The 26580-nt window shown below is 70.1% G+C and carries 21 protein-coding genes; 12 read left to right on the top strand and 9 right to left on the bottom strand.

The window, feature by feature from the left end; genetic code table 11:
• Positions 1–217 precede the first annotated feature (217 nt).
• Positions 218–652, bottom strand: coding sequence for a MucR family transcriptional regulator (locus ACLBWX_RS12220; RefSeq protein WP_447677333.1), 435 nt, complete (start codon positions 650–652; stop codon positions 218–220).
• 450 nt (positions 653–1102) lie between these two features.
• Between ACLBWX_RS12220 and ACLBWX_RS12215 the strand changes: the two genes are divergently transcribed.
• Positions 1103–3256 carry a S9 family peptidase gene (locus ACLBWX_RS12215; protein ID WP_447677332.1) on the top strand — a complete coding sequence of 718 codons (2154 nt, stop codon included), beginning with the start codon at positions 1103–1105 and terminating at the stop codon, positions 3254–3256.
• 7 nt (positions 3257–3263) lie between these two features.
• Here the strand turns inward: ACLBWX_RS12215 and ACLBWX_RS12210 are convergent, their stop codons facing one another.
• Both ACLBWX_RS12210 and ACLBWX_RS12205 read right to left on the bottom strand, forming a co-directional pair.
• A complete protein-coding gene (locus ACLBWX_RS12210; RefSeq protein WP_447677331.1) occupies positions 3264–6803 on the bottom strand; it encodes an AsmA family protein in 3540 nt (1179 codons plus the stop codon).
• Positions 6804–6921: 118 nt separating this feature from the next.
• Positions 6922–7176 carry a hypothetical protein gene (locus ACLBWX_RS12205; RefSeq protein ID WP_447677330.1) on the bottom strand — a complete coding sequence of 85 codons (255 nt, stop codon included), beginning with the start codon at positions 7174–7176 and terminating at the stop codon, positions 6922–6924.
• A 363-nt stretch (positions 7177–7539) separates the two neighbouring features.
• Here ACLBWX_RS12205 and ACLBWX_RS12200 point away from each other — a divergent pair, with 363 nt between their 5' ends.
• The 4 genes from ACLBWX_RS12200 to ACLBWX_RS12185 all read left to right on the top strand — a co-directional run bounded on the left by ACLBWX_RS12200 (position 7540) and on the right by ACLBWX_RS12185 (position 12211).
• On the top strand, positions 7540–9906 hold the full coding sequence (locus tag ACLBWX_RS12200) for an ATP-dependent helicase (RefSeq protein WP_447677329.1): 2367 nt from the start codon (positions 7540–7542) through the stop codon (positions 9904–9906).
• 405 nt (positions 9907–10311) lie between these two features.
• On the top strand, positions 10312–11028 hold the full coding sequence (locus ACLBWX_RS12195; RefSeq protein WP_447677328.1) for a PhoH family protein: 717 nt from the start codon (positions 10312–10314) through the stop codon (positions 11026–11028).
• 133 nt (positions 11029–11161) lie between these two features.
• Positions 11162–11419 carry a hypothetical protein gene (locus ACLBWX_RS12190; RefSeq protein WP_447677327.1) on the top strand — a complete coding sequence of 86 codons (258 nt, stop codon included), beginning with the start codon at positions 11162–11164 and terminating at the stop codon, positions 11417–11419.
• A gap of 162 nt (positions 11420–11581) precedes the next feature.
• Positions 11582–12211, top strand: a complete 630-nt coding sequence (locus ACLBWX_RS12185) for a LysE family translocator (RefSeq protein ID WP_447677326.1) — start codon at positions 11582–11584, stop codon at positions 12209–12211.
• A gap of 11 nt (positions 12212–12222) precedes the next feature.
• On the opposite strand, the gene ACLBWX_RS12180 is transcribed toward ACLBWX_RS12185, so the two are convergent.
• Both ACLBWX_RS12180 and ACLBWX_RS12175 read right to left on the bottom strand, forming a co-directional pair.
• A complete protein-coding gene (locus ACLBWX_RS12180) occupies positions 12223–13707 on the bottom strand; it encodes a L,D-transpeptidase family protein (protein ID WP_447677325.1) in 1485 nt (494 codons plus the stop codon).
• A 328-nt stretch (positions 13708–14035) separates the two neighbouring features.
• Positions 14036–14998: an acetyl-CoA carboxylase carboxyltransferase subunit alpha gene (locus tag ACLBWX_RS12175; RefSeq protein WP_447677324.1), complete on the bottom strand. Its 963-nt coding sequence runs from the start codon at positions 14996–14998 to the stop codon at positions 14036–14038.
• Positions 14999–15338: 340 nt separating this feature from the next.
• On the opposite strand from ACLBWX_RS12175, the gene ACLBWX_RS12170 reads away from it, so the two are divergent.
• The 3 genes from ACLBWX_RS12170 to ACLBWX_RS12160 all read left to right on the top strand — a co-directional run bounded on the left by ACLBWX_RS12170 (position 15339) and on the right by ACLBWX_RS12160 (position 18135).
• Complete coding sequence (locus ACLBWX_RS12170; RefSeq protein WP_447677323.1) at positions 15339–16454, top strand: DUF3734 domain-containing protein; 1116 nt, start codon at positions 15339–15341, stop codon at positions 16452–16454.
• 31 nt (positions 16455–16485) lie between these two features.
• Positions 16486–17229, top strand: coding sequence for an acetoacetate decarboxylase (locus ACLBWX_RS12165; RefSeq protein ID WP_447677322.1), 744 nt, complete (start codon positions 16486–16488; stop codon positions 17227–17229).
• Positions 17230–17349: 120 nt separating this feature from the next.
• The gene (locus ACLBWX_RS12160) at positions 17350–18135 is read left to right on the top strand and encodes a 3-hydroxybutyrate dehydrogenase (protein WP_447677321.1); all 786 of its coding nucleotides are present in this window, start codon (positions 17350–17352) and stop codon (positions 18133–18135) included.
• A 49-nt stretch (positions 18136–18184) separates the two neighbouring features.
• On the opposite strand, the gene ACLBWX_RS12155 is transcribed toward ACLBWX_RS12160, so the two are convergent.
• The 3 genes from ACLBWX_RS12155 to meaB all read right to left on the bottom strand — a co-directional run bounded on the left by ACLBWX_RS12155 (position 18185) and on the right by meaB (position 20312).
• Complete coding sequence (locus ACLBWX_RS12155; protein ID WP_447677320.1) at positions 18185–18529, bottom strand: CsbD family protein; 345 nt, start codon at positions 18527–18529, stop codon at positions 18185–18187.
• Between the two features lie 152 nt (positions 18530–18681).
• Entirely contained in the window at positions 18682–19308 is a 627-nt protein-coding gene (locus ACLBWX_RS12150) for a pyroglutamyl-peptidase I family protein (RefSeq protein WP_447677319.1), read from the bottom strand.
• Between the two features lie 5 nt (positions 19309–19313).
• Positions 19314–20312: a methylmalonyl Co-A mutase-associated GTPase MeaB gene (gene meaB, locus ACLBWX_RS12145; protein WP_447677318.1), complete on the bottom strand. Its 999-nt coding sequence runs from the start codon at positions 20310–20312 to the stop codon at positions 19314–19316.
• 265 nt (positions 20313–20577) lie between these two features.
• On the opposite strand from meaB, the gene ACLBWX_RS12140 reads away from it, so the two are divergent.
• Both ACLBWX_RS12140 and ACLBWX_RS12135 read left to right on the top strand, forming a co-directional pair.
• The gene (locus tag ACLBWX_RS12140; RefSeq protein ID WP_447677317.1) at positions 20578–21624 is read left to right on the top strand and encodes an alpha/beta hydrolase; all 1047 of its coding nucleotides are present in this window, start codon (positions 20578–20580) and stop codon (positions 21622–21624) included.
• A 110-nt stretch (positions 21625–21734) separates the two neighbouring features.
• Positions 21735–22085 (top strand): hypothetical protein, encoded by a 351-nt coding sequence (locus ACLBWX_RS12135; protein WP_447677316.1) that lies wholly within the window; start codon positions 21735–21737, stop codon positions 22083–22085.
• Positions 22086–22115: 30 nt separating this feature from the next.
• Here ACLBWX_RS12135 and ACLBWX_RS12130 read toward each other — a convergent pair whose 3' ends face one another.
• On the bottom strand, positions 22116–23777 hold the full coding sequence (locus tag ACLBWX_RS12130) for a L,D-transpeptidase family protein (RefSeq protein WP_447677315.1): 1662 nt from the start codon (positions 23775–23777) through the stop codon (positions 22116–22118).
• Positions 23778–23904: 127 nt separating this feature from the next.
• On the opposite strand from ACLBWX_RS12130, the gene ACLBWX_RS12125 reads away from it, so the two are divergent.
• Entirely contained in the window at positions 23905–24750 is an 846-nt protein-coding gene (locus tag ACLBWX_RS12125) for an SDR family NAD(P)-dependent oxidoreductase (protein ID WP_447677314.1), read from the top strand.
• 174 nt (positions 24751–24924) lie between these two features.
• The gene (gene zwf / locus ACLBWX_RS12120) at positions 24925–26403 is read left to right on the top strand and encodes a glucose-6-phosphate dehydrogenase (RefSeq protein ID WP_447677313.1); all 1479 of its coding nucleotides are present in this window, start codon (positions 24925–24927) and stop codon (positions 26401–26403) included.
• Positions 26404–26580 lie beyond the last annotated feature (177 nt).

Genomic DNA, 26580 nt, shown 5'->3' with positions numbered 1-26580 from the left:
TCCGATTTATGTTCATGTTTCGTTCCAGTACTCAGGACAGCGACGGGGAGGGTCGTCGGCGCTACCGTACGGGAAAAATATCCTATATCAAGTCTTGACGGCTGTTTTCCGAAACGCCCACCGCCTCAGGCCATCAAGTCTTCGGCGCGGCAGGCAGGAGTTGTTCGCCGGGAAGGCAGGCTCCGGAGACCGTAGGTGCTCCGGAGCGGTCGCAGACTCAGGCGGCTTCGTCGTAGTTCCCGTTGCGGGTCTGGCCGAGGCCGATCGCCTTCGCGAGATCGGAGCGAGCTTTGGCGTAGTTCGGGGCGACCATGGGGTAGTCGGGTGGCAGACCCCACTTGGCGCGGTATTGCTCGGGGCTCATATCGTACTTGGCGCGCAGGTGACGCTTCAACGACTTGAAGGTCCGACCGTCTTCGAGGCAGATGATGTGATCGGCGGTCACTGATTTCTTGACGGAGATCGCAGGTTGGAGCGGCGCTGCGGGCGCCTTCGACTCGATTTGGCCGCTGGCAATCTGCGACAGCGCCCCATGGATGCGCGTGATCAACTGAGCCAGTTCGCCGGGAGGCACCGGGTTGTTGCTCACGTAGGCCGACACGATGTCGACGGTCAGTTCGACATAATCCGTGGAGTGTTCGATATCGTTCATAATTAGAAGAGCTCTCCTGACGCGATGCAGTGAATAAGGCACGCAAGCAATTCGACCGCCTTCGCGTCGATGCCCGCTCGTTCCCCGGACCGATCCCGCAGCGTTACCGTCTGCTCTGCATGCGCTATAGAATGCGCAGCAACTTCACCCGCTACGATTTCTTGATATGCTATTCTCCGTCACGTCGCAAGATGGGCAAGCCCGCCTCGATAACGTCAAGCAACTGTCGCGAACAATATTTCAGCCGTGCCGATGTCGTGGGATTTCCATCCTGGTGAGATGAGGTCGGCTCCGTATCCAAGCTGAGGGCAGATTGCCGCAGAAGCGGTGTCAGTCCGTTCGCTCCTCCGCCGTCTTCCCGCTTGCTTGCCGCCCGTGCCCGCGCCACATGGCACGGCCATAGGGAGCAACGCGGCTCCGCGTCTCGACCCTGCGCCAGGATTTTTTGCAATGGCCTCCCAGTCAACCAGCATTTCGGTGTCTGCCGCCGCTCCGGTCGCGGAAGTGCGCCCTCACACCTATGAAGTCCACGGCCGTGTCATCCAAGACGACTATGCTTGGCTGAAGGCTGAAAACTGGCGGGATGTCCTAAAGGATCCGACTGCGTTGCCCGCCGATATCCGGGAACATCTGAAAGGCGAGAATGCCTATTCCGAAGCCGCGCTCGCGAGCACGGCAACGCTTCGCAAGACTCTCGTCGCCGAGATGCGCGCTCGTATCCGCGAAGACGACAGCAGCGTGCCAGAACCCGATGGGCCGTTCGCCTACTACACCCGGCATCGCGAGGGCGGACAGCATCCGCTCGTCTGCCGACGGCCCCGCACTGTCGTGGTGATTCCCGGGCAGGGGGCCGAGACCGCAGCGGATGGCGGTCGGGAGGAAGGGGAGGTCATCCTCATCGACGGCGACCGCGAAGGCGAGGGGTTGGCCTTCTTCGAGATCGCTGCAGCGGTCCATTCCGACGACCACCGGCTTCTCGCCTGGAGCGCCGATACCAAGGGCTCGGAGTTGCACAGCATCCGGGTCCGCGACCTCGATGCTGGTGCGGATGTGCCGGATTGCGTCGAGGCGACGACCGGCGAGGTGGTGTGGACCGCCGACGGTCGGGCTTTCTTCTACGTCGCCGTGGACGACAACCATCGCCCCGCACGGGTCATGCGCCACCGCCTCGGCACCCCGCAGGATGCCGACACCCTGGTGTACGAGGAAGCCGATTCCGGCTTCTTCGTCCATATCGAAGAGACGCAATCGGGCGACTACCTCGCGGTCACCGCCAGCGATCACGAGACGTCCGAGGTCCATCTCCTTGACCGCCGCTCGGGGGAAGGCGCGCTCACCGTAGTGCAGCCGCGCGAGCCGCTGCTGATCTACTCTGTCGAGAATTGGGCCAATCATCTCTTCATCCTCACCAATGCCGACGGGGCCGAGGACTTCAAGATCGTGACCGCCCGGGTGGAGGCACCTGGGCGCGAGAATTGGACCGATGTCATCGCTCACCGCCCCGGCGTGATGATCCGCCACCAGCACGTGATCGCGGATCACCTCGTGCGTCTTGAGATCGAGAACGCGCGTCCCCGCATCGTCGTCCGCGACACCAAGGGCAACGAGCACGTGGTGGCCTTCGCCGAGGAGGCCTATTCTCTCGGACTGCAGCCGGGGCATGAGTTCGAGACGGCGGTGATCCGCTTCACCTACTCGTCGATGACTACGCCTGCTGAGACCTACGATTACGATTGCGTCACCCGAGCCCGTCAGTTGCGCAAGCGACAGACCGTGCCGAGCGGGCACAATCCAGAGGATTACGTCACCCGGCGCCTGTTCGCGACGGCGCCGGACGGCGAGACCGTGCCGATCTCCCTGCTGCACCGGCGCGATTGCCTCCTCGACGGATCGGCGCCGTTGCTCCTCTACGGCTACGGGTCCTACGGCACGCTGACGCCGGCGGCCTTTCGCACCAACCTGCTCTCCCTCGTCGACCGCGGCTTCGTCTACGCCATCGCCCACGTGCGGGGCGGGACCGAGAAGGGCTGGCGCTGGTACCTCGACGGCAAGCGCGAGAAGAAGCCCAACACCTTCTCCGACTTCGTCGCCTGCGCCCGGGCGCTGATCGACGCGCACTACACGGCGCAGGGCCGGATCGTCGCCCATGGCGGCTCCGCCGGCGGCATGCTGATGGGCGCGGTGGCCAACCTCGCGCCGGAACTGTTCGCGGGCATCGTCGCCGACGTGCCCTTCGTCGACGTGCTCAATACGATGCTCGACGGCGAACTCCCGCTGACGCCGCCGGAATGGCCGGAATGGGGAAACCCCGGCGAGAGCCTCGCGGCTTTCGAGACAATCCTGGCCTACTCGCCCTACGACAACGTGGCGGCCAAGGCCTATCCGGCGATCCTGGCGCTCGGCGGACTGACCGACCCCCGTGTCACCTACTGGGAGCCGGCGAAGTGGGTCGCACGCCTGCGCGCCACGATGACGGGGGGCGGGCCGATCCTTCTGCGCATCAACATGGAGGCGGGCCACGGAGGAGCCGCCGGGCGCTTCGACCGACTGGAGGAAGTCGGCCTGATCCAGGCCTTCGCTCTTCAGGCCGTCGGTAAGGCGTGAGGCCGCCTCAGGGCTGCGGCGCCCCCTCCTGGCGCGTCTGAGCTTCGCGTGCGGCTTCGTCGGCCGCCTGCTGAGCGCGCAGGCGCGCTTGGCGGGCCGCTTCCTCGGCCGCCAGCTTGTCGTCCGCGGCCTTGATGGCGAGGGTGCGGGCCTTGTCCATCTCGATGCGGGCGCGGCGGCGCAGGCGCTCGCTCTGGTCGGCCTCGAACACCTCGATCGTCTCGAGTTCGCGCTGAAGCACCAAGGCGGCGAGCCCATTGGTCGCCGGCCCGGCATCGATGCTACGCTCGGGGTTGCGGATCGGGCCGCCGAACCCGAGCTGGATCGACGGGTGCGCTCCGCTCCAGCCCTTCGGCGCCTGACCGGCCAGGAGGGTTCCGCGTGCCTCGATGCGCGCGTCCCGCAGGTCGATGCCGAGCGTGCCGTTCCAGCGTGCGGAGCCGAGGGGAAGCATGAGCGGACCCACCCGCAGGCGGCCTCCGACGAGGCTCGCGGAGGCCGTGACAGGACCCTTCATGAGGAGCGGTCCTGCACCGAGTTCCTCGACAACGAGGGTCTGCAGCCGGCCCTCCCGCAGGGGATCGTCCTCCACCAGAGCCCGCGACAGGGCGCGGTCGAGGCCGGCCGGATCGGCCCCCGGTAATTTCAGGTCGGCGAGCGTGAGGGTGCCGCTGCCGCCGAGGTTGTTCGTCAGTCCGGTCAGGCTCTCGCCCGAGCTGCCGAACCGCAGCTGGGCCGTGACCCGACCCTCGACCGGTCCAGGGCCGACCAGGCCGGGGATCGCCGCGTCGGTGATCTGGCCCTCGCCGGAGAGCGCGGCTGCGCCGCCCTGACGTGTCAAGGTCGCGCGTCCCGCGACGCGTCCGCCGGCGAGGGTCGCGTCGAGGTCACGCAGGGTCAGGGTCTCCTCGTCGAGGGCGACACCGAGGGTCGCGCCGGTGGCGGTGAGCCCGCGGCCAAGATCGAGGCTGTCGACCCGGAGGCTGAGTGAAACCGGCGGACGGCCCGTCGGAACCGGCGCGAAGCGGGCGCTCGCCGGGCTCTGTCCCGGTCCGCGCGGGGCCTCGGTGGGCAGGATCGTAGCGCCGGCGAGCAGCGGCAGGGACAGCCGGGTCAGGGTCGCGCTGCCACCGATCGCCCCATCCGGCGCGGCGGTGAGGTCGGCCGAGACGGGCTCGCCGGCGACCCGGCCGATCAGACCGAGGCGTGCCTCGCCTCCGCTGCGCGACAGACGCAGGCCGAGCTCGGCCGGCAGGGGACCGGGGACCGCCACGGCGCTGCCGGCGAGGCTGAGGAACGGAGCGAGGTCGGGCAGGCCCAGCTGGAGCTCGCCGGCTCGCGGCAAGGCTTCGGCGGCGTCGAGGAGGACCGGCTGCACCGTCGCGACGGTGATGTCGGCGACCGTCCCGCTCAGGTGCAGGGCGAGGCCGGGGCCTTGCGCGGACCCGTCGGCCGGGGCGGGGCTTCCGGAGATGCGCAGGCGGCCGGGCCGGCGCAGGGCCGGGATGTCGGTGCGCCCGAACCAGACGGCGGCGTTCGCCGTCGCGAGGGTGAGGTCGAGGGCGTCGATGCGGCCCGCCCGGCTCCGGAGGTCGAGGTCGAGGGTGCCGCCGGCCGCTTTGCCCCGCGCGCCGACCCGCAGGGTGTCGGCGGCGCCCGCGTCCCGCTCCAGGCTGACGGCGACGTCGAGAGCACCCGCCCGGAGGAAGGCCGGGACGCGGCGGGCCTCCGCCACCCAGACCCGATCGAGGAGGGCGAACAGGGGTGCGGCCACCGCTGCCGCGACCTGGCCGGCGATCCGCCCCGTGCCGTCCGGGCTGATCCGGCCCGAGAGCTTGGCGTTGGCGCCGGCGAGATCGGTGATGTCGAGGCTGTCGACCACGAGGCTCGGGCCGTCCGACTGGATGCTCGCCGCGATCGTGCCGTTGCCCGAATGTGCGCCGGCGGGTCCGTAGCGGACGTCCCGGGCCTGAAGGGTGATCCCGACATCGTGGCCGCGCAGGTCGGCGAGGGTGCCGCCGAGCACCGGCAGGGCGGCGATGTCGATGCCCTGCGCGGCGAGCTGCGCGTCGAAGCGCCCCCGGTCCGTGCCCTCGGCCGCCGTGTAGCGGGCGTTGCCGGTGATGCGGGCCTCGCCGAGGCCGAGGCGCAGGGTGCGCAGGGAGACGGTGCCGGCCGCCACCGACAGGTCGGTGGTCAGCTGCACCGGGCGTCCGTCCATCACCGTCACGGCCGGGCCCTCGAGACCGAGGCGGCGCAGGTACCGGCCGAGCCCGTCTGAGGCCGGCGTGTCGAGCGACAGGTGCCCCGTGAAGCGCGCGCCGGCCTCGGTGTCGATCTCGCCGCTGGCGCCCAGGGCGGCGGCGCCCGGGGCGGTCACGTCGAGGCGACGCAGGGTCACGCCGCCCGTGCGGTCGAGGGTACCGCTGGCGGCAAGGCCCGTCCATGCGTCGAGGCCGAGGGCCAGACTCTCCACCGCGAGGTCGAGGTCGACCATGATCGGCAGGCCGAAGCCATTGCGGCCGCCGGTGGTCGGCATGCCGCGGGCGATCAGGGCCTGCCCGGCCGCCGAAGTCAGGAAGGCGTCGAGGTCGAGGCGCCGGGCGGAGAGCGCCAGGGCGCCGCGCCATTGCCTGAGGTCGAGCTGGCCGGTGCCACCGAGCCGCAGGGCCTGCCCACCGGGGTCGATCTCCAGGGCGACGTCGGTGAACCGGGCCGTCAGGCCGCGCCCCTTGAACGTGCCGGCGAGGGAGAAAGGCAGGTAGGCGCCCGCCGCCTGGACGGGCGGGCCGACGACGATCCGGGCATTGCCCTCGGCGACGGCCGCCATCAGGCGTCGGCCGGCCGTGCCGGTGCCGGCGGGGGCGAGGCCGATGCGGGCATCCGCCTCGAAGCGGGGCTGCGTATCGCCGCCGCCCGCGATCTTCACGCTGACGCCTTCGGAGCTGAGCTCGCCGGTCGAGACCCGGAAAGGCACGCCCCGGCTGGTTCCCTCGGCCCGCCAGGGTCCGACGAGGGCGGGTGCCGAGACCTGCAGGGCCTCGGCGTAGAACTGCTCGGTCCGGCCCGTCGCCGGGACCTGGGTCGTCAGCACGAACTGCCGGATCGACAGGTCCTCGATGGCGAGGTCGCGCCGCAGGGCGGCCGAGAGTCCGCGCGCGGGCAGCAGGATCGCCTCGCCGTCGGTGACGGGGAGCTTGACCTCGGCCCGGCCGACCCGCGTCTCGGTGAAACGGATCTCGCCCTTCAGGAGGGGCGCCAGGGCGACCTCGGCCTTGATACCCTGGAGGTCGATCTGAGGCTGGTCGAGAGACGGGTTCGGGGCGGTGCCGGGTCCGAGACGCAGCCGGTCGAGCTTGAGGCGCGGGGAGGGCAGGAGCCGCAGGCCGATGCGGCCCTCGGTCTGCGCCTCGATCCCGAGGGAGCGCGCGATCGTCCGGTCGACCGTGCCGCGATAGCCCTCCCAGGCCACGAAGGGCGGAACGGCGAGTGCCGCGACGAGGAGCAGGATGACGGCGCCCGCCAGCGCGGTCAGGATGTCACGCACCGTCTCTGTTCCGCCTCGTCATCCGGGCCGGGACCCGCTTGCCGGCGGGCATAGCACAGGGAACGCCGGAGCGCGCCAGTGCCCCGCCTGACGCGTCCGCTACCCGGAGGGCGAGGCTTCAGCGACGGCCCGGAACGATGATCGGGGCCACTGGCGCGCTCGGCCGGAACAGGTCGCTCCGCTGGATCTGCATCCGGGACTGGTTGGTGTCGAACTGCTGCCGCTGCTCGATGCCGCGCAGTTCGCTGCGGTTCGACAGGCGCTCGTTGGTGGCGTTGAGGCTGTCGACGCCCCGCGACGAGACCTGGGCGAGGGCCGGACCCGCGGCGAGAACGCCGAGGCCGGCGAGGATAAGGGCGGGGGAGCGATGCATGGCGGCGTCCTTGTCGGGTGCAGTGTGATGGCATGATCTGGTGAGACGACTCGCCGGTGGGAAGGCGGGTTCCCGAAGCTGGATCTCCTCCGAGCCTGCGTGAGACCGCCGCATCGATTATCGGCAGAGAGGCCGGGGCGACAGAGGGTTGCCGGTTTCGGTTCCCGCCTGCCGAAGTCTGTGCCTGCGAAAGTCTGTGCCTGCGAAAGTCCGTACCTGGCGGACCGCGCTGCCCGAGGCCAAGGCATGGCGTGCCAGGGGCGTCCGAAATTGGGTCTCCGATATCATCCAAGCCGGGGCCGGGCGTCAGCGGGAACGCCCGCGACCCTCGACGCCGTTCGCGTTTTGGTCCAGGGATGCGCGATGACTCAACGCTTCGACGCGGCCGGCCCCACCGCCTCCGACGCCGCCCCGACCTCCATCGCCGCCCGTGCCATGGCCTCCCTGCGGCCACAGGGCTCGCCCTACCTCGAAGGGCTGAACGCCGAGCAGCGCCGCGCCGTCGAGGCGACGGACGGGCCGGTCCTCGTGCTGGCCGGGGCCGGGACCGGCAAGACCCGGGTGCTGACGACGCGCATCGCTCACCTGATCGCCACCGGCAAGGCGCGGCCCTTCGACATCCTCTCGGTGACCTTCACCAACAAGGCCGCCCGCGAGATGAAGCACCGCATCGGCGGGCTCATCGGGCCGGCCGGCGAGGGCATGCCCTGGCTCGGCACCTTCCATTCCATCGGCACCAAGATCCTGCGCCGCCACGCCGAACTCGTCGGCCTGCGCTCGGACTTCACCATCCTCGGCATGGACGACCAACTGCGCCTGATGAAGCAGGTCATCGTCGACCAGAACATCGACGAGAAGCGCTGGCCGGCGCGCGCCCTGTCCTCGGCCATCGACGGCTGGAAGAATCGCGGCCTCCTGCCCGAGCAGGTGCCGCCGGGCGAGGCGCAGGCCTTCGCCTTCGGCAAGGGCGGTGCCCTCTACGCCGCCTACCAGGCCCGGCTCCTGACCCTCAACGCCGCCGATTTCGGCGATCTCCTGCTGCTCTGCCTGAAGCTCTGGCGGGAGAACCCGGACGTGCTGGAGAACTACCAGCAGCGCTTCCGCTACATCCTCGTGGACGAGTACCAGGACACGAACGTCGCCCAGTACCTCTGGCTGCGGCTGCTGGCCCAGGGCCACCGCAACGTCGCCTGCGTCGGCGACGACGACCAGTCGATCTACGGCTGGCGCGGCGCCGAGGTCGACAACATCCTGCGCTTCGAGCACGACTTCCCCGGTGCCGTAGTGGTCCGCCTGGAGCGGAACTACCGCTCCACCGGCCACATCCTCGCCGCCGCCTCCGGCCTGATCGCGAAGAACGAGGGGCGGCTCGGCAAGACGCTCCGGACGGAGGACGTGCCCGGCGAGAAGGTGACCGTGTCGGGCGCCTGGGATTCCGAGGAGGAAGCGCGTCAGGTCGCCGAGGCGATCGAGAGCCTCCAGGCCAAGCAGCATCCCCTGTCGGAGATCGCCGTGCTCGTGCGCATCTCGGCCCAGATGCGCGAGATCGAGGACCGCTTCGTCCAGCTCGGCCTGCCCTACCGGGTCATCGGCGGCCCGCGCTTCTACGAGCGCGCCGAGATCCGCGACGCGCTCGCCTACCTGCGCGTCACCGCCAACCCCTCGGACGACCTCGCCTTCGAGCGGATCTTCAACACGCCGAAGCGGGGTCTCGGCGACGCCACCCTGCAGGCCCTGCACGCCTACGCCCGGGCCGAGCGGGTGCCCCTGCTCCAGGCGGCCCGCCTCGTCGTGGAGACCGACGAGCTGAAGCCCCGCGCCCGCTCCGGCGTGCGCGCCCTCGTCGAGAGTTTTTCGCGGTGGTCCCGGCTGGTCGGCACCCAGCCGCATCCCGAGGTGGCCCAGACCATCCTGGAGGAATCCGGCTACACCGAGATGTGGCAGAAGGAGAAGTCGGCCGACGCCGCCGGGCGCCTGGAGAACCTCAAGGAGTTCGTGCGCTCCATGGAGGAGTTCCCGGACCTCGCCGCCTTCCTCGAGCACGTCTCGCTCGTCATGGAGGCCAGCGAGCAGGAGGGGGCCGACCGGGTCTCGCTGATGACGCTCCACGCCGCCAAGGGGCTGGAATTCGACACCGTGTTCCTGCCGGGCTGGGAGGACGGCCTGTTCCCGAACCAGCGGGCGCTCGACGAGAGCGGCCGCGCCGGCCTGGAGGAGGAGCGCCGCCTCGCCCATGTGGGCTTGACCCGGGCCCGCAAGCGCGCCAAGCTGTCCTTCGCGGTCAACCGGCGCATCCACGGCCTCTGGTCCTCCACGGTGCCGAGCCGCTTCATCGACGAGTTGCCCGAGGGCAGCGTCGACGTGATCGACGCGCCTGCCCACTTCTCGGCCGGGGCCTCGCGCTTCGACCGCAACCCGACGCCCTTCGGCTCGTCCTACGGCACGCCCGGCTGGCAGCGGGCCCAGGCCAACACCGCCCAGTCCGGCAACGCCAACGGCTACGGGGTCGGCAATCGGTCGCCCGCCAGCCGGGGCGGCCCGCGCCAGATCGAGGGCGAGCTCATCGCCAAGTCGACGGGCGCGCCGTCCGCCTTCAGCGTCGACATGCGGGTGTTCCACACCAAGTTCGGCCCCGGCACCGTCGCGGGTGTGGACGGCAACAAGCTGACCGTTGATTTCGACAAGGCCGGCCGGAAGATGGTCCTCGACAGCTTCATCCAGGCGGCCTGATCGCGGGGCGCCGGAGGCTGCGGAGGGCGTCGCGCGAATGCGGACTGCGTCTTCTACGACACAGCGCCCGACAATCGGTCGCGCCGACGGATTCGCTCCCGCAGCGCAGCATCCGCGCAGACTTTTTACATCATTCCCAAGAATAGTTGCTGTCACGCCCCTGTCGCGCCCGGCGCGGCATGGTGCGTGCAACGCGAATTCCTGCGGTCAATCTGGATCGCGTCGGGAATCCACAGGCTTGATGGACCCGCCCGGAACTCGAAGGCGGTCTCCGGATTGGCTGTGGAGCGGGCGAGGCAGAAAGGTTCGCCGGAACGAGATCGGTCAAAGAATGATGCGAAGCAAGTTCAGCAAGTCAGGCTCAGATTAAATCCAGGTTGGCAAGTCCGGTTGGAGTGTTGATCGATGAAGAGACGCCGCGCACGACTTGAACTCGTTGAGGACCGTCCGGTCCGACTGCACAAGACCCGCTTCGACGAAGAACGCAATCTCAGTCCGATCCAGCCCCTCACCGACCGGCAAGCGCAATATCTCGACGCCCTCGCGCTTCACAAACAGGTCATCGTCCTCGGACCCGCCGGTACCGGCAAGACCTTCATCGCCGGGACCCGCGCCGCCGATCAGCTCCGCCAGCGCCGCATCGGCAAGGTGATCATCACCCGGCCGAACGTACCCTCGGGCCGGTCCCTGGGCTTCTTCCCCGGTACGCTGGAAGAGAAGATCGCTCCCTGGGTCGCGCCGCTGACCGAGACCATGAAGGAGCGCATGGGCGAGGCCGCCTTCGAGATCGCGGTGAAGACCGGCGACATCGAGGTCGTGCCCTTCGAGGTGATGCGCGGGCGCACCTTCAAGAATTGCCTCGTGATCCTCGACGAGGCGCAGAATACCACTACCGCCGAGATCAAGATGTTCCTCACCCGCATCGGCGACGACTGCCAGGTGATCATTAACGGCGACGTGTCCCAGACGGATCTTCGCGAGACGTCGGGGCTGCGCACCGTGATCCATCTGATCAAGAGCCGGATGATGCCGATCCCGGTAGTAGAATTTACCCTCGACGACATCGTCCGCTCGGGAATTTGTGCTGAGTGGGTGCGGGCTTTCGAGGAAACGAATCTCTGACTTGCGGGTTGTCTGCGGCGGGCCGGAACGGGGCCTGCCGCTCACTCCGGTGCGCGACCTCAGTTTCTCGGCATCCTGTGCGAGAGATCCAACCGGGTGCCGCGCTCGGACAAATGAAAATGGGAGTCTTCACGTGAGGAAACTGACCCTTGCCTTCGCCGTGCTCGCCTCGCTCGGCGGTGCCAGCCTCGCCACCTCCGCCTCGGCCGCGCCCATCGCGCCGATGGGCGTCACCGCCCCCGAGACCGTGTCCACCGTGCAGATGCGCATGGAGCGCCGGATGGAGCGTCGCATGATGCACCGTCGCATGGAGCGCCGCATGATGCGCCGGAACATGGAGCGCCGCATGATGCACCGTCGTATGGACCGTCGGATGATGCACCGGATGTGATCGGTCGCCCGATCTGACCACTCTGGAGAAGGGTCCCTCGTGGGACCCTTTTTCGTTGGGCGCCGGGCTGCCCTGCGTCGCGGCCGAGCAGCGCCTCGGGCCGCGGTCTGCTAGACAGCCTCTCCGTCGTGCCGGCGCGCGATCGAGCGGGGACCGCCGACCGTGACCTTTCAGACCTGGTGGCTGTTCCTCAGTGCCGTCTTCGTCCTGTCCGGGACGCCCGGACCGAACATGCTGCACATCCTGGCCCGCAGCGTCCGCGTCGGCCTGCGCCGCAGCCTGGCCGCCATGGCCGGGTGCCTGAGCGCGGTGATCCTGGTGCTGATCGCCTCGGCGGCCGGCCTAAGCGCCGTCCTCCAGGCTTCGCCGGTCCTGTTCGATGGCCTGCGCTATACCGGCGTCGCCTACCTGATCGTTCTCGGCATCCGGGCCTGGCGTGGGCAGGACGGGGCGCTGGGCATGCCGGGCGCGGAGGGGGCGCAGGCGCCGGTCGTCGGGCCGGCGCGCCTCTATCGCGACGGCCTGCTGATCGGCCTGAGCAACCCCAAACTCCTCCTCTTCGCCAGCGCCTTCCTACCGCAATTCGTCGAGCCGACGCGGCCGCAGGTTCCGCAATTCGCGATCCTCGTCGTCACCTTCGCCGGAGCGGAACTGTTCTGGTGCGCGGTCTACGCGCTGGGCGGGCGCCGGCTCGCCGCATCCCTGAGCCGCCCGGCGCTGCGGCGCGCCTTCGACCGGATCACCGGCGGGATCTTCCTCGGCTTCGGAGTCATGCTCCTCGGCACGCGCTGAACCGGGGCGCCTCAGTTCTTGGGCGTGGTGGAACCGGTGGTCTTCGGCGAGGCGGTCGCCGCCGCGGCGGCCTTCTGCACGGGCTTCGCAGCCTTCTCGTCGTTCGCCTTGCCGGCCTTGGCCGGGGCCAGCGCGGCGTGGGCCGCCTTCGCGGGGACGTGCTTCACGGGCGCCTTCGATGCGACGGGCTCCGGCTCGGCCGCGGCGATGGCCGGGACGGTGGCGGCGTCTGTCGCCGGGGTCGCCGGCGTGCCGTTGCTGAACAGGTTGCCCAGGAGCTTCCTGTAGGCGGCCGGGTCGCCCTCGGCATCGGCCACCATCACGCGGGCGGGCTTGGCCGGTTCGGCCACCACGGGCTCGGGCTTGGGCGCGGAGACGGCTCCCTTCCGGGCGAGGTTGGCGGCGGCCGCTTTGGTGGGGATCGGCGCGGCCGCCGCCATCATCACCGGGCGGCCCTTGGCGTCGACCTCGATCTCGCGCTCGCCGGCGGCCAGGCTCTCGGGACGGCTGACGTCGCCGAGCTTGTGCTGGGCGTAATCCTTCGGATCGTAGGGCAGTTCGGGCTCGGGCGTCGGCTTGCCGAGGCTCGCGAAGGTCAGAGTGTTGGCGGGCGTCTGCGGACCCCGGAACACCGGGTTCTGACTGCCGTCGTCGTAGACGAGGCGGGTGGCCGGGGTGCCCTTGGCGATCAACTCGGCGATCTCGCGGTTGTCGCGCTCGCGCTTCTCCGCCACCTGGGGCTCGACCTTCGGCGTGCAGGAGCCGGCCGCCGCATCGGCGCCGCCGAAGACGTACTTCGTCCCGCACAGGCCGACGCGCGGTTCATCGCGCAGGGCCTCGAAGTAGTCCGAGCCCTCCTTGAGGTTCTTCCAGAACGGGGCGTTGGGATCGTTGCGGAACTTGGCGATGTTGGAGGCCGTCATCCGGAACGGGTAGGACTGGAACTGGAACGCGCGCTGACCGCCCGCGAAGGAATCGCGCGCCAGGGCGTAGATCTCGCCCATCGACTCGTCGGTCATGGCAAAGCAGCCCGACGACGAGCAGGTGCCGTGCACCATGATGTAGTTGCCGGTGCGCCCGTTCGCCCGGTCGTAAGCGTTCGGATAGCCGGTGTCGAAGGACAGGTAGTAGGACGAGTTCGGGTTCATCTGACCCGGCGTGACCGTGTAGAAGCCTTCCGGTGCCTGCCGGTCGCCCTGCTTGGTCTTCGGGCCGAGCTGGCCCGACCAGCGGCAGATCGGAAAGGTCTTGAGGAGGGCGTACTGGCCGTTGGTGCCGCGCTTCCACACCTCCATCTCCGCTTCCCGCTTGTAGGCGCGGATCAGGATGGGGTCGTTCTGCGACATGCCCTTCTGCGCCATCAGCGCGAGGGTCTTGGGGGGCACCGGTGCAAGGGCCCGCAGCGGAACGCCACCGCCCGTCGATCCGTCCTGGCAGGCGCCGAGCGACAGGGCGATCAGAGCGAAACCGGCGGCCACGAATGGGCGCATAGCCATGGGGAACCTATCCTCAGTCACGCAGTCCCGGGCTCGCGCCCTGGCATGCCACTCCCCAACCCCTTAGCGTCGTTAAACTTACCCGGTTGTTACCGCAAGGCGACGCCATCCACGGCCCGGGCGGGATGTGGATTGCGGACATCACTGCCCCGACGGCCCGATCTCGCCGCATTTGGCGCCACGCCGGACGCGTTCGCGGAGAGTGGATTGATTCCGCAGGTTTTTCCCCGGCCACGTGCCGAGCGTGGGTATGGCGAAACCTTGGCAGAGCCCTCTGAACGAAAGTGCCGTTGGTTCCGTTGCCGAAATGCGACATAATGTCGCGGATTCAGAGCTTGCGACCGATCTCCAGGAACTTCGCCGCACGCCGATCGCGAATCTCGTCGGAACCGAGCCCCTGGAACTCGACCAGGGCGGTTTCGATGGCGGCTCCCGTCGCCGCGATGGCGGCCTCGCGTCCGCGATGGGCGCCGCCCGTGGCCTCGGGAATGATGCCGTCGATGATGCCGAGGCGCAGCAGATCCTGGGCGGTGATCTTCATGGCGGTCGCGGCATCCGAGGCCCGGCCCTGGTCGCGCCACAGGATCGAGGCCGCTCCCTCCGGAGAGATCACGCCGTAGATGGCGTGCTCCAGCATGAGCACCCGGTTGGCGGTGGCGAGGGCGATGGCGCCTCCCGAGCCGCCCTCGCCGATGACCACGGCGACGTTGGGCACGCCGAGGGCGAGGCAGGCCTCCGTCGAGCGGGCGATGGCCTCGGCCTGCCCGCGCTCCTCCGCCTCGATGCCCGGGAAGGCACCCGCGGTGTCGACGAAGGCGAGCACGGGCAGGCCGAAGCGGTCAGCGAGCTCCATCAGGCGGACGGCCTTGCGGTAGCCCTCGGGCTTGGCCATCCCGAAATTGTGCCGCAGGCGGGTCTCGGTGGTGGAGCCCTTCTCCTGGCCCAGGACGCAGACCGGCCGGCCGCGGAAGCGCCCGAACCCGCCGACGATGGCCTGGTCCTCGCCGAAGGCGCGGTCGCCGGCGAGGGGGCTGAAGTCGGTGATCAGCCCGGCGCAATAGTCGATGAAGTGCGGCCGCTGCGGATGCCGGGCGACCTGGGTCTTCTGCCAGGGCGTCAGGGCGGCATAGATGTCCGACAGGGCGGCGGCGGCCTTGGCCTCCAGGCGCCCGACCTCCTCGCTGATCGAGACCGCGCCGTCGCGGGCGGCCATGGCCCGGAGCTCCTCCAGCTTGGATTCGAGCTCGGCCACCGGCTTCTCGAAATCGAGATAGGAGCGCGTCACCGACATGGGTCAGGGATCCTTGTTCGTCGCCATCGCGCGCGCGGCGGCCGGGTCAGGGACGATCGCGGCGGAGAGCGTGCGGGAAAAGCCGCGACTGGGCGGGGGGTGTTGGCGAAGGAACTCCGCCTGTCAACCATCGAAGGGGTCCGGCCGGTCGGTCCCGACGGTGCGATGCCTGACAACGGACCCGCTTCGTCCGGTCCGCCGGATGGCGATCACCCCGGCCTTCGGTCATGGTGGCGTCACCCGCATCGGGCAACCATCGGTTGGGCGTTCGCCGGCCGGCGGGTCGGCCCCCGCGACGCGCGCAGGATGGAGTGTCCCGGCCGATGAGAGAGTTCCGCTCGTGACGACCTCTTCCGGCGGCACCAACGTCCTCGTACTCCAGGGCGGCGGGGCGCTCGGCTCCTATCAGGCCGGGATCTACGAGGCGCTGGCGGCCGACGGCCTCGGGCTCGACTGGGTGGCCGGCATCTCCATCGGCGCCATCAACGCGGCTCTCCTCGCCGGCAATCCGCCGGAGCGCCGGCTCGACCGCCTGAAGGCTTTCTGGGAGCTGGTCTCCTCCGGGGTGCCCGGAACTCCGTGGCTCCCGGGCGAGCGGGCGCGGGCGGCCTTCAACGAGGCGAGCGCCGGCTGGATCGCCGCCTTCGGCGTGCCCGGCTTCTTCAAGCCCAGATTCCCGCCCGCGACTTTCTTCCCCGCCGACGCGCCGGAGGCCCTCAGCTACTACGATACGGCGCCGCTCAGGACGACGCTGGAGCGCTTCGTCGACTTCGACCGCATCAATGCCGGCCCGGTCCGCCTGAGTGTGGGCGCGGTCAATGTCCGCACGGGCAACTTCGCCTACTTCGACAATCGCCGCGATCGCATCACCCCGGAACACATCATGGCCTCCGGGGCCCTGCCTCCGGGCTTCCCGCCGGTGACGATCGAAGGCGAGTCCTACTGGGACGGCGGCATCGTCTCGAACACGCCGCTGCAATACGTCCTCGACGTGGAGCGTGGGCGCGATCTCACCGTGTTCCAGGTGGACCTGTTCCCGGCGCGCGGAGTCATGCCGCGGTCGCTGGTCGATGCCGCCGAGCGCGAGAAGGACATCCGCTTCTCCAGCCGGACCCGGCTCAACACCGACATGAGCCTCGAGATCCGCAAGGCCAAGGCGGCCACGCGCAACCTCCTGGCCAAGCTGCCGCCGGAACTGGCCGACGATCCCGACGTCGCGTTCCTGAGGGACATCAGCCACGACAACGTCGTGACGATCCTGCAGCTGATCTACCGGCGCAAGGCCTACGAGCGGAACTCGAAGGACTACGAGTTCTCGCGCACGACCATGCTGGAGCATTGGAGCGCCGGGCTCGACGACATGCGGCGCTCCCTGCGGGCGCCCACCTGGCGCGACCGCCGGGCGGATACCGGCGGCATCGCCGTGTTCGACCTCACCCGCGACGGGGCGCACTGAACGGCCCCACCTTCCGAAGGGAGACACGCCCGTGACCCGCGACGAGATCCTTCAAGTCCCCTCGATGCCGGCCTTCAGCCCGAGCTATCCGCGCGGGCCGTATCGCTTCCTCCGGCGCGAATACCTCATCGTCACCTACGAGACCGATGCGGATGCCCTGCGCCGGGCGCTGCCCGAGCCCCTGGAGCCGCACCCGGACAACTTCGTCTACTACGAGTGGATGAAGATGCCGGATTCCTCCGGCTTCGGCGATTACGAGGAGAGCGGCTCGGGCGCCCTGGCCACCTTCGACGGCGAGCCCTGCAACTTCTCGATCCAGATGTATCTCGACGACGAGCCGCCGATCACGGCCGGCCGCGAGATCTGGGGCTTTCCGAAGAAGTGGGGCGTGCCCCGCCTCAAGCTGACCAAGGACACCCTCACGGGCACCCTGCACTACGACGACGAGCGGGTCGCGATGGGCACCATGACTTACAAGCACCGCAGCCTGGAACATGACCTGCCCGCCGTGAGGCAGGGCCTGGGCAAGCTCAACGTCAACCTCAAGCTGATCCCGGATGTCGGCGGCGGCCCGAAGATCGCGCAGCTCGTCGGCTATCGCCTGGAGGACATCACCGTCCACGGCGCCTGGGAGGGCGAGGCCCGCCTCCACCTGATTCCGCACGTGAACTGCCGGGTGGCCGACCTGCCGGTGCGCCGCATCGTCGGCGGCCGGCACATGGTTGTCGACTTCACATTGCCCTACGGGCAGGTGCTGCACGATTATCTCGCCTGACCGAACAGACTGTCCGCGTCGCGCTTCACCGGTCAGCCGGGCACGGCTCACGGATGGTGTTCGACCCCCCGAACGTCCGACGAACCCCCGCGTCGGACGAGCGCTTCCAAGGAGGCTTCCATGATCCTGAAATCCAAGACCGCCGTCGTCACCGGCTCCACCAGCGGCATCGGCCTCGCCTGCGCCCGGGCCTTTGCCAAGGAGGGGGCCAACATCGTTCTCAACGGCTTCGGCAAGGCGGAGGACATCGAGGCGGCGCGAGCCGGAATCGAGTCCGAGTTCGGCGTGAAGGCCGCCTATTCGCCGGCCGACCTGACCAAGCCGGGCGAGATCGAAGGGCTGATCCGCCTCGCGGAGGAGACCTACGGCTCCGTCGACGTGCTCGTGAACAATGCCGGCGTCCAGTACGTCTCGCCGATCGAGGACTTCCCGCCGGAGAAGTGGGAGCAGATCATCGGCCTGAACCTGTCCTCGGCCTTCTACACCATGCGGGCGGCGATCCCGGGCATGAAGCAGCGCGGCTGGGGGCGGATCATCAACACGGCCTCGGCGCACTCCATGGTCGCCTCGCCCTTCAAGTCGGCCTACGTGGCCGCCAAGCACGGGCTCGTCGGTCTGTCGAAGGCCGCGGCGCTCGAGGTTGCAACCCACGGCATCACGGTCAACTGCATCTCGCCGGGCTACGTCTGGACGCCCCTGGTCGAGAGCCAGATTCCCGACACCATGAAGGCGCGGGGAATGACCAAGGACGAGGTCATCAACGAGGTGCTGCTGAAGGCGCAGCCGACCAAGGCGTTCGTGACCATCGACCAGGTGGCGGCCCTGGCGGTGTTCCTCGCCTCCGACGCGGCGAGCCAGATCACCGGCGCGAACATGGCGATGGATGGCGGCTGGACCGCGCAGTAGGGCGGTCCCAGGGCGTCCCCGCCCCATCCGGGCGGGGACGCGGATCGGCTTAGCGGCGCCCGTGCAGCAGCAGGGCGAGGCCGTAGCCGACGGCCCCCGCAATCACGAGGGCGATGAACGGATTCTCCTCGACGCGATGGCCGACCACCCGGCCGCCGTCCCGCAGGTAGCCGCCGCCACGCTCGTAGGCGTCACCGGCGTAGTCCGAGACGTTGTCGGCGACGTCGCGCAGGGTGTCCTTGGCCTGCCCGTAGATGTCCTGCGCGCGGCCCTCAACCTCGCGATAGCGGCCCTCGGCCGAGCTGCGCGACGACCCCGCGAGGTCTCCCGCGGCGCTCTGAACCTTGCCGCCGAGCTCCTTGGCGGTGCCGACGATGCGATCCGTATCGACCATGGTCTCTCTCCTGAACGCGGATGATGCGGGCCACCCGTCCGGGGTCGGGGGTGCCCGCATCCGACGTTCACAGAACGCCCGACGGCGCGAAGGGGACCCATGCGGCGGGTGAAATTCTTCCGGTGTCGGCGAAGGATCGCGCGGCGTCCCGCTCAGCGGCCTGCGCGGCTGCGCACCACGAGACGGCGCGCCACCTCGGCGCAGCCCTGGGCGAGAGCCTCCTCGGGGGCTTGGCGTCGCGGCCGCACGGGCGCCTTCGCCGGCCGCCGTGTCCGGGGCGGCAGCGGGATGTGCACGAACAGCGCCGGTGGACCTTCGCGCAGGACGCGGAAATAGGCGGCGTTGCAGAGGTAGCGTCCCGCATTCCGCGAGGGGGTCGCGGCGATCCCGTGCCTGCGCAGCGCCGCGAGCGCGGGAATCGCCGCGGACGAGCGGCGCGCGGGCGGACCCTCCGTCTCGAGGGTCAGGCGCGACGCGATCCGTCCGGAGGCATCGGGGAAGAGCCGGCTGGTGCGGTTGCGGCCCTGCAATTCCACCCGAACCCGCTTGGCGCGGGTCGCGACGCCGAGCATCAGGATCGCGGCCGGTGCCCGGGCGAGCACCGGCTCCAGCAAGTCGGGAATCGCCGCGTAGGTGGTGCGCAGGATCAGCACGCGCACCGGGGTGCCGCCGAGCTTCGGGCGAACGAGCGCGCCGATCCGTCGGGCCAGGGCCGCGCTCGGATTGCGGGGCACGCCGGGAAACGGACCGAAGCCGGTGATCAGCAGCGGCCCCGCCATGCAGGTCAGAGACCGATCAGCGTGGCGATGGCCTCCGCCCCGGCGGCCGGCGAGGCTTCCCCGCGCCCGACCGCGGCCTCGGCCTCGGCCGTCTGCCGGCGGACGTCGGCCGAGCCGACGAGGCGCTGGTGAAGGCGCTCGTGCACGAGGGCCCACATCCACTTCACGTCCTGGGCCCGGCGCTTCGTGGCGATCTCGCCCGTGGCGGTGAGCTTGTTGCGGTGGTCGACGATCCGCTCCCACAGGCCGTCGAGACCCTTGTTGTTCAGGCCCGAGATCGTGACCACCGGCGGCGTCCAGGTCGCGCTCGGCGCGGAGAGGATGTGCAGCGCCGCGCGGTACTCGGAGGCGGCGGCGCTGGCCCGGCGCTCGCCCTCGCCGTCGTCGGCCTTGTTCACCGCGATCATGTCGGCGAGTTCGAGGATGCCCTTCTTGATGCCCTGGAGCTCGTCGCCGGCCCCCGGCAGCATCAGGACGAGGAAGAAATCGGTCAGGTCCGCCACCGCCGTCTCGGACTGGCCGACGCCGACGGTCTCCACCAGGATCACGTCGAAGCCCGCCGCCTCGCAGAGCAGCATGGTCTCGCGGGTCTTGGCCGCGACGCCGCCCAGGGTGCCAGAGGAGGGGGAGGGCCGGATGAAGGCGTTGGGATCGAGGGCGAGACGCGCCATCCGGGTCTTGTCGCCGAGGATCGAGCCGCCGGTGCGGGTGGAGGAGGGGTCGACGGCGAGGACCGCCACCTTGTGCCCCGCCGCCGTCAGGTTGGCGCCGAGCGCATCGATGGTGGTCGACTTGCCGACGCCGGGCACGCCGGTGATGCCGACGCGGATCGCCGTGCCGGTCTGGGGCAACACCGCGTCGATGAGGCCGCGCGCCGCCGCCCGGTGGTCGGGCCGCTTCGATTCGGCAAGCGTTATCGCCCGCGCCAGGGCGGCGCGGTCTCCGGCGAGCAGCCGCTCGCGCAGGGCATCGATGTCGAGGACGGGAGCGGGGGAGGCGGCCATGGCTGTCTTCTTTGCCGGTCCGGCCGGGGTTCGTCGAGGGGGGCGGCCCTGTGTGCGGGCGCTTCCCCCGCAAACCGGCGTGATCCGGGGCGCGTCCCGCCATGTGGGCTAAGGGCCACAGGGCCGCCTCTGCCCGCAATCCACATCGCTACGGCCACGCTCCCGCCCCGCCATGGTCACGATCCTGATCGACAGGGTACTGACGCGTTGCGCCCGTCCCGGGGCCACCACGTTCAGGGCCGCCTTGCACGACATGATCCGACCCATGATCCGACCTCAGCCTCCCACCCGTCGCGCGCTGCTGCGCTTGGCCGCCCTCTCGGGGGTGGCCGGGCTCGCGCCGGGCCTGGCCGGCTGCGTCGCCGACGGCCTCGTCACCGATGCCGCGGGCGGGGGCGCGCCGGAGCGGCAATCCGCCCTCGACGTCAGCCCGGTCCTGCTCGTGGCCACCACGCGCAAGCCCGCCGGCTCGCCGCCGAAGAGCCCGTACTTCACCTCCGAGCGCGGCCGCGGCCTCAGCTTCGCCGAGGTGCGCCTGTCGGCGCCCGACCGCTCGCTGATCGGCAAGGTCTCCTCCGTGGTGACCGGCGACTGGGCCGTGACGGCGGTGCCGCAGGTCGAGACGGGAGCGGGGGCCGCCGGCGCCTTCGCCCAGGCCGCCCTGGGGCGCGACGTGCTGATCTACGTTCACGGCTACCGCGAGAGCTTCCAGTCGGCGGCGGTGAGCGCGGCCAAGCTCTCCGACGGCATCCGCTTCCGCGGGGCCTCGGCCCTGTTCACCTGGCCCTCGGCCGCCGCGACCTTCGACTACGGCTACGACCGCGAGAGCGCCCTGTGGTCGCGCGACGGCTTCGAGGACCTCCTGAAGGCCCTGGCGAACTCCTCCTCGGGCGGGCGCATCAACATCGTCGCGCATTCCATGGGCACCCTGCTGACCCTGGAGACCCTGCGCATGCTGCGGGCCGAGGCCGGCGAGGCCGCCATGGCCCGCATCGGCGCCGTGGTGCTCGCCGCGCCCGACATCGACATCGACCTCTTCACCAGCGCGGTGGAGCGGATGGGGCCGGACGTGCACAAGATCACGGTGATCTCGTCGACGAACGACCGGGCACTGGAACTCTCCGGTGCCATCGCGGGCGGCATTGTCCGGGCCGGCGCGGCCGACCGCGAGCGCCTCGAAGCCCTCGGCGTGCGCGTGGCCGACGCCTCCGATTACGGCGGCGGCCTGATCAACCACGACCTGTTCCTGTCGAATCCCGACGTGCAGGGCGTGGTCAAGCGGGCGATCGCCCGGGCGAGCGGCGGGGCCTGAGGCCCGGCCACCCACGGCGAACCGGCCGCCCCGCGCCCGGGCCTTGGCCTGCGCCCCGTTCGCCCCTACACGGACGGCGGCCCCGAGGCCGCAGACAACAAGGATTCGCGATGTTCACACTCGAGATCGATGGCGTGGCCATCGCGGTCATCAACGGCTCCGAGGAGGTCGCCAACGACCTCTTCACCTGCGATGGCTTCAAGGACGACATCCAGACCATGAAGAGCGACGGCAAGGTGCTGTGGAACGGCACCTCCCCGCTCAAGGTCCGGGCGGCCACCGAGGAGGAGATCGAGATCTTCGAGGACGCCCTCGCCGAGGACGACTCCGAGGAGGACGAGCCCTACGAGCCGGATGCCCGCCATGCCGAGGCCTCGAACGACGACGAGGCGGACGACGAGGACGATGCCGACATCGTGTTCCTGGTCGACATCGACGAGGATGGCGGCCTCGATTCCTGATCGGCTGCGCGGAAGCCCCGGCCCGGGATCTCAGCCCCGGGGCGGGGTCGCGCCCGGCGCCGGCCGCACCCCCTTGATGGGGATCAGCCCCGGCGGAACCGGTCCTTCGCTCGCCGACCGGGCCGGAGCGGCACGCGCCGGTTCCGGCCTGACGGCCTCGGGCTTCGAAACATCCGGCTTGGAGACATCGGGCCTGGCCGCTTCCGGCTTCTGGGCCGGGCTCCGGCCGGTCTCGGGCCGGGCTGGGCTGGGCGGGCTCGGGGCCGCCTTCGGCTTCGGAGGCACGATCGTCCCCGTCGCCGCCACGTCCGGCATCGGCACCGCCGGGCTGTCGATGCCGTAGATGTCGTCGCGAAAATGGGCGCGGCCGTCCGGGGTCGCGTAGCCGGTGAGGTACACGAAGGTCACCGGGATCTGCTTGGGCAGCTTGATGTCGAGGCGCTCGTTGGTGGCGATGCTGGTCTCGATCTCGATCGGACCCCAGGTCGAGCCGGGACCGTTGGGGCCGGGCGTTCCCTCGAGCAACCAGCCGGCGAGTTCCTTGACCTGCGCGACGCGCACGCAGCCATGCGAGTGGAACCGCACTTCGCGGGCGAACAGCGACTTCGACGGCGTGTCGTGCATGTAGACCGCCTGCTTGTTCGGCATGTCGATGCGCACCTGGCCCAGGGAGTTCTCCAGGCCGGAATCCTGCCGCAAGGTGTAGTTGGCCGCCTTCTCGCTCGACCAGTCGATGGCGGTGGGGTCCACCTCCACGCCGCCGGGGCCGAGGATGCGGATGCGCTCCCGGGCGAGATAGCCGGGGTCCTTGCGCATCTTGGGGATGATCTCCTTCTTGATGATGGAGACCGGCAGGGTCCAGGTCGGGTTGAGGTTCACGTCGGTGATGCGGGCCTCGATCCGCGGCGTCGCCTTATCGGGCTTGCCCACCACCGCCACGTAGCGGCGCACCACGACCCCGCGGTCCACCGCCTCCACCGTGGCCGAGGGAATGTTCACCACCACGTAGCGGTCGCCGTAGGCGAAGTTCGAGCCGATCTGGCGCGCGGCCGAGGCTGCGAGCTGGCGCTGGCGGGTCGCCGCCGGCACGTTGAGGGCCGCCACCGTCTGGCGCCCGATCAGCCCGGTCTCCGGCAGGCCGTGGCGAGCCTGGAACGCCTTCACCGCCGCCACCAGGGGGGCGTCGAACTGGTCGCTCATCGGGGCATCGGCGGCCAGGTCGCCGACGAGCGCGAGGTGCTTGCGCAGGGCCGGGATGGATGGGTGGCCGGCCCCCGGCTTGAGCACGAGATCGACGGGCAGGGCGCTCCAGCCGCCGGCATCGACCATGGCCTGGTAGCGGTCGGCCATCCGCAGGGTGTCGAGGAAGGTCGAGGGACTCAAGGTCGGTACCGGGTCGGCGGAGACCCGGGCCACCACCAGCGGCGGCAGCTCGCGCGACTTCTTGGCCGGGGCGGCCGGGGCGGGCGTCGCGTCGGCCGCGCTCGGGGCGATGGCCTGCAGGGCGGGGGTCGCCGGAGCGGTGGTCGTGAGACTCTCGACCTTCGGGGGCTTCGCGGGCGCCGGGTTGTCCGGCGCGCCGGAGACCTGCGCCGTCGCGGCCCCGCCCAGAGCCAGGAGGAGGGCCAGGGGCGACAGGCCCGCGCGGAGGCGGTGCGGGCGGAGAGCGACGGTCCTGTGGCGCGAAAGCATCGCGAACCTTTCGAGTGGAATATCTCCCCGACCATGCGCACAGAGGGTTACCAATCTCCTGCCGTGCGGTGACGGCGGCCGGCGCACGCCCTAACTCCCGCCGCGAAGCGGCAGAGGAGCAGCGGCCATGACCAACCATCCGGCAATTCAGGCGGGGCGGACTGCCGTCGTCACCGGGGCCGCGAGCGGCATCGGCCGCGCGGCCGCCCGGCGCCTCGCGGCGGCCGGGATGCGGGTCTGGCTCGCCGACCTGCCCGGCGAGGCGCTGGAGGCCGCGCGTGCCGAGGTCGCGCGGAGCGGAACGGCGGCATCCGTCCACGCGATGGCCACGGACGTGTCGCGCCCCGAGGCCTTCGCGGCCCTGAGCGCGGCGGCCTGCGCCGAGGGGCCGCCGGCCTTGGTCCTTCTGAATGCCGGGATCGAGGCCGGGGGGCGGCTGTTCTCCGATGCCGAGACCTGGCACCGCATCCTCGACACCAACCTCTGGGGCGTGATCAACGGCATCCAGGCCTTCGCGCCGGCGATGATCGCAGGCACGGAGCCCGGCGCCATCGTGGTCACGGGCTCGAAGCAGGGCATCACCACGCCGCCCGGCAACACGCCCTACAACGTCTCGAAGGCGGGGGTGAAGGTCGTCGCCGAAGCCCTCGCCCACGACCTGCGCGCGCGTGACGGCTCCCGGGTCTCCGTCCACCTGCTCATCCCGGGGTTCGTCTATACCGGCCTGACGCGGGCGCGCGGCGTCACCGAGAAACCCGCCGGCGCCTGGACGCCCGACGAGACGGTGGATTTCCTGCTCGACGGGATGGAGCGGGGCGACTTCTACATCCTCTGCCCCGACAACGAGACCACCCGGGCCCAGGACGAGAAGCGCATCGCCTGGGCTGCCGGCGACATCATCGAGAACCGCCCGGCGCTGTCGCGCTGGCACCCGGACCATTCCGAGGCGTTCAAGCGCTTCACCGGTTCGTAATAGGGTGCCGTCCCGCACGCCGCGCAGGTGGCGGATGCCTTGCATAGCGCTGCGGGGAAGCCGACACAGCGGTGGCGATTCTTCGCGGTCGGCTTCTTGCCGCACAGCCGCGTGCAGCATGACCCGCGGACCGACCGCGAACCGAACGACTTGCAAACCGAACGGGAGCCACCCTTGGCCACCATCATCCCCGTCGCCTCCTTCGACTGCGTCGTGTTCGGCGCCACCGGCGACCTGACGACGCGCAAGCTGCTTCCGGCCCTCTACTATCGCTTCAAGGATGGGCAGATTCCGGGAACGAGCCGGATCATCGGCGCCTCGCGCTCGGAAATGAGCGCCGAGGCGTTTCGCGAGCGCGCCCGCGACGCGGTCAAGCGCTTCGTGCCGGCCGGGGACATCAGCGAGGACAAGCTCGCCGCCTTCCTCGACCATCTCGACTACGTCGCGGTGGACGGGGCCGGCGATGACGGCTGGGAGGACCTGGCCGCCAAGCTCGCCGAGCGCCCGGATCAGGTGCGGCCCTACTACCTCGCCACCTCGCCCGACCTCTACGGCTCGATCTGCCAGAACCTGTCGAAACACGGCCTGATCGGCGACAAGTCCCGCGTCGTGCTGGAGAAGCCGATCGGCAAGGACCTGAAATCCGCCCGCGCGATCAACGACGCCGTCGGCAAGGTGTTTCCGGAAGAGCAGATCTTCCGCATCGACCACTATCTCGGCAAGGAGACGGTGCAGAACCTGCTGGCCCTGCGCTTCGCCAACACCATCTTCGAGCGCCTCTGGACGGCGGACGTCATCGACCACGTCCAGATCACGGTCGGCGAGACCGTGGGCGTCGAGGGCCGCGCCGGATACTACGACACCTCGGGCGCCCTGCGCGACATGGTGCAGAACCACATGCTGCAGCTCCTCTGCCTGATGGCGATGGAGAGCCCGCTCTCGCTGGAGGCCAACTCGGTGCGCGACGAGAAGCTGAAGGTCCTGCGCGCCCTCAAGCCCATCACTCCGCACGATGTGCAGACCGTGACGGTGCGCGGGCAGTACGCGGCCGGCGCCATCGGCGGCAAGCCGGTGGACGGTTACCGCACCGATCTCGGCAACGGCGCCGACAGCCGGACCGAGACCTTCGTCGCCCTGAAGCTCGAGGTGCAGTCCTGGCGCTGGGCCGGGGTGCCCTTCTACCTGCGCACCGGCAAGCGGCTGCCCCAGAAGCTCTCCGAGATCGTGGTGCAGTTCCGCGCCTCGCCGTTCTCGATCTTTCCGGCCGAGTCCTTCGGGCGCGAGCCCAACCGCCTCGTCATCCGGCTCCAGCCGGAGGAAGGGATCAAGCTGGAGGTCATGACGAAGGACCCGGGACCCGGCGGCATGCGCCTGCGGCCGACCAACCTCGACATCTCCTTCGAGGAGACCTTCAAGCAACGCTACCCAGACGCCTACGAACGCCTGCTCATGGACGTGGTGCGCGGCAACGCCACCCTGTTCATGCGCCGCGACGAGGTCGAGGTGGCCTGGGCCTGGGCCGACTCCCTGCTCAAGGCCTGGGCCGACAGGCCCGAACCGCCGCGCCCCTACGCCGCCGGCAGCTGGGGACCCACCGCCGCCATCGCGCTGATCGAGCGCGATGGCCGGACCTGGCACGAGGAGATCCGCTGAGCGGCCCCCGCCCGATCGACGCGAAGGGGCGGCTCGGGCAGATCCATGCGGCGCCTGAGCGCCGGCCCCGCGCCGCTACCCCGAAGGGATCGAGCGCCGAAGGGATCGTGCGGATCTGCCAGGAGGCCTGTGCGCAGAACAGGGGTATAGTTCCGAACTCCCTCGACAGGTTCCAGT

Source organism: Methylobacterium sp. M6A4_1b (assembly GCF_053345175.1).
The sequence above is the reverse complement of the archived record's forward strand: the minus strand, read 5'-3'. Positions and strand labels throughout refer to the sequence as shown.

Bases quoted from the DNA above. Each gene is read 5' to 3' on its own strand.
- ACLBWX_RS12220 (WP_447677333.1), bottom strand. From the start codon at position 652: ATGAACGATATCGAACACTCCACGGATTATGTCGAACTGACCGTCGAC.
- ACLBWX_RS12215 (WP_447677332.1), top strand. From the start codon at position 1,103: ATGGCCTCCCAGTCAACCAGCATTTCGGTGTCTGCCGCCGCTCCGGTC.
- ACLBWX_RS12205 (WP_447677330.1), bottom strand. From the start codon at position 7,176: ATGCATCGCTCCCCCGCCCTTATCCTCGCCGGCCTCGGCGTTCTCGCC.
- ACLBWX_RS12200 (WP_447677329.1), top strand. From the start codon at position 7,540: ATGACTCAACGCTTCGACGCGGCCGGCCCCACCGCCTCCGACGCCGCC.
- ACLBWX_RS12195 (WP_447677328.1), top strand. From the start codon at position 10,312: ATGAAGAGACGCCGCGCACGACTTGAACTCGTTGAGGACCGTCCGGTC.
- ACLBWX_RS12180 (WP_447677325.1), bottom strand. From the start codon at position 13,707: ATGGCTATGCGCCCATTCGTGGCCGCCGGTTTCGCTCTGATCGCCCTG.
- ACLBWX_RS12175 (WP_447677324.1), bottom strand. From the start codon at position 14,998: ATGTCGGTGACGCGCTCCTATCTCGATTTCGAGAAGCCGGTGGCCGAG.
- ACLBWX_RS12160 (WP_447677321.1), top strand. From the start codon at position 17,350: ATGATCCTGAAATCCAAGACCGCCGTCGTCACCGGCTCCACCAGCGGC.
- ACLBWX_RS12155 (WP_447677320.1), bottom strand. From the start codon at position 18,529: ATGGTCGATACGGATCGCATCGTCGGCACCGCCAAGGAGCTCGGCGGC.
- ACLBWX_RS12150 (WP_447677319.1), bottom strand. From the start codon at position 19,308: ATGGCGGGGCCGCTGCTGATCACCGGCTTCGGTCCGTTTCCCGGCGTG.
- meaB (WP_447677318.1), bottom strand. From the start codon at position 20,312: ATGGCCGCCTCCCCCGCTCCCGTCCTCGACATCGATGCCCTGCGCGAG.
- ACLBWX_RS12140 (WP_447677317.1), top strand. From the start codon at position 20,578: ATGATCCGACCTCAGCCTCCCACCCGTCGCGCGCTGCTGCGCTTGGCC.
- ACLBWX_RS12135 (WP_447677316.1), top strand. From the start codon at position 21,735: ATGTTCACACTCGAGATCGATGGCGTGGCCATCGCGGTCATCAACGGC.
- ACLBWX_RS12130 (WP_447677315.1), bottom strand. From the start codon at position 23,777: ATGCTTTCGCGCCACAGGACCGTCGCTCTCCGCCCGCACCGCCTCCGC.
- ACLBWX_RS12125 (WP_447677314.1), top strand. From the start codon at position 23,905: ATGACCAACCATCCGGCAATTCAGGCGGGGCGGACTGCCGTCGTCACC.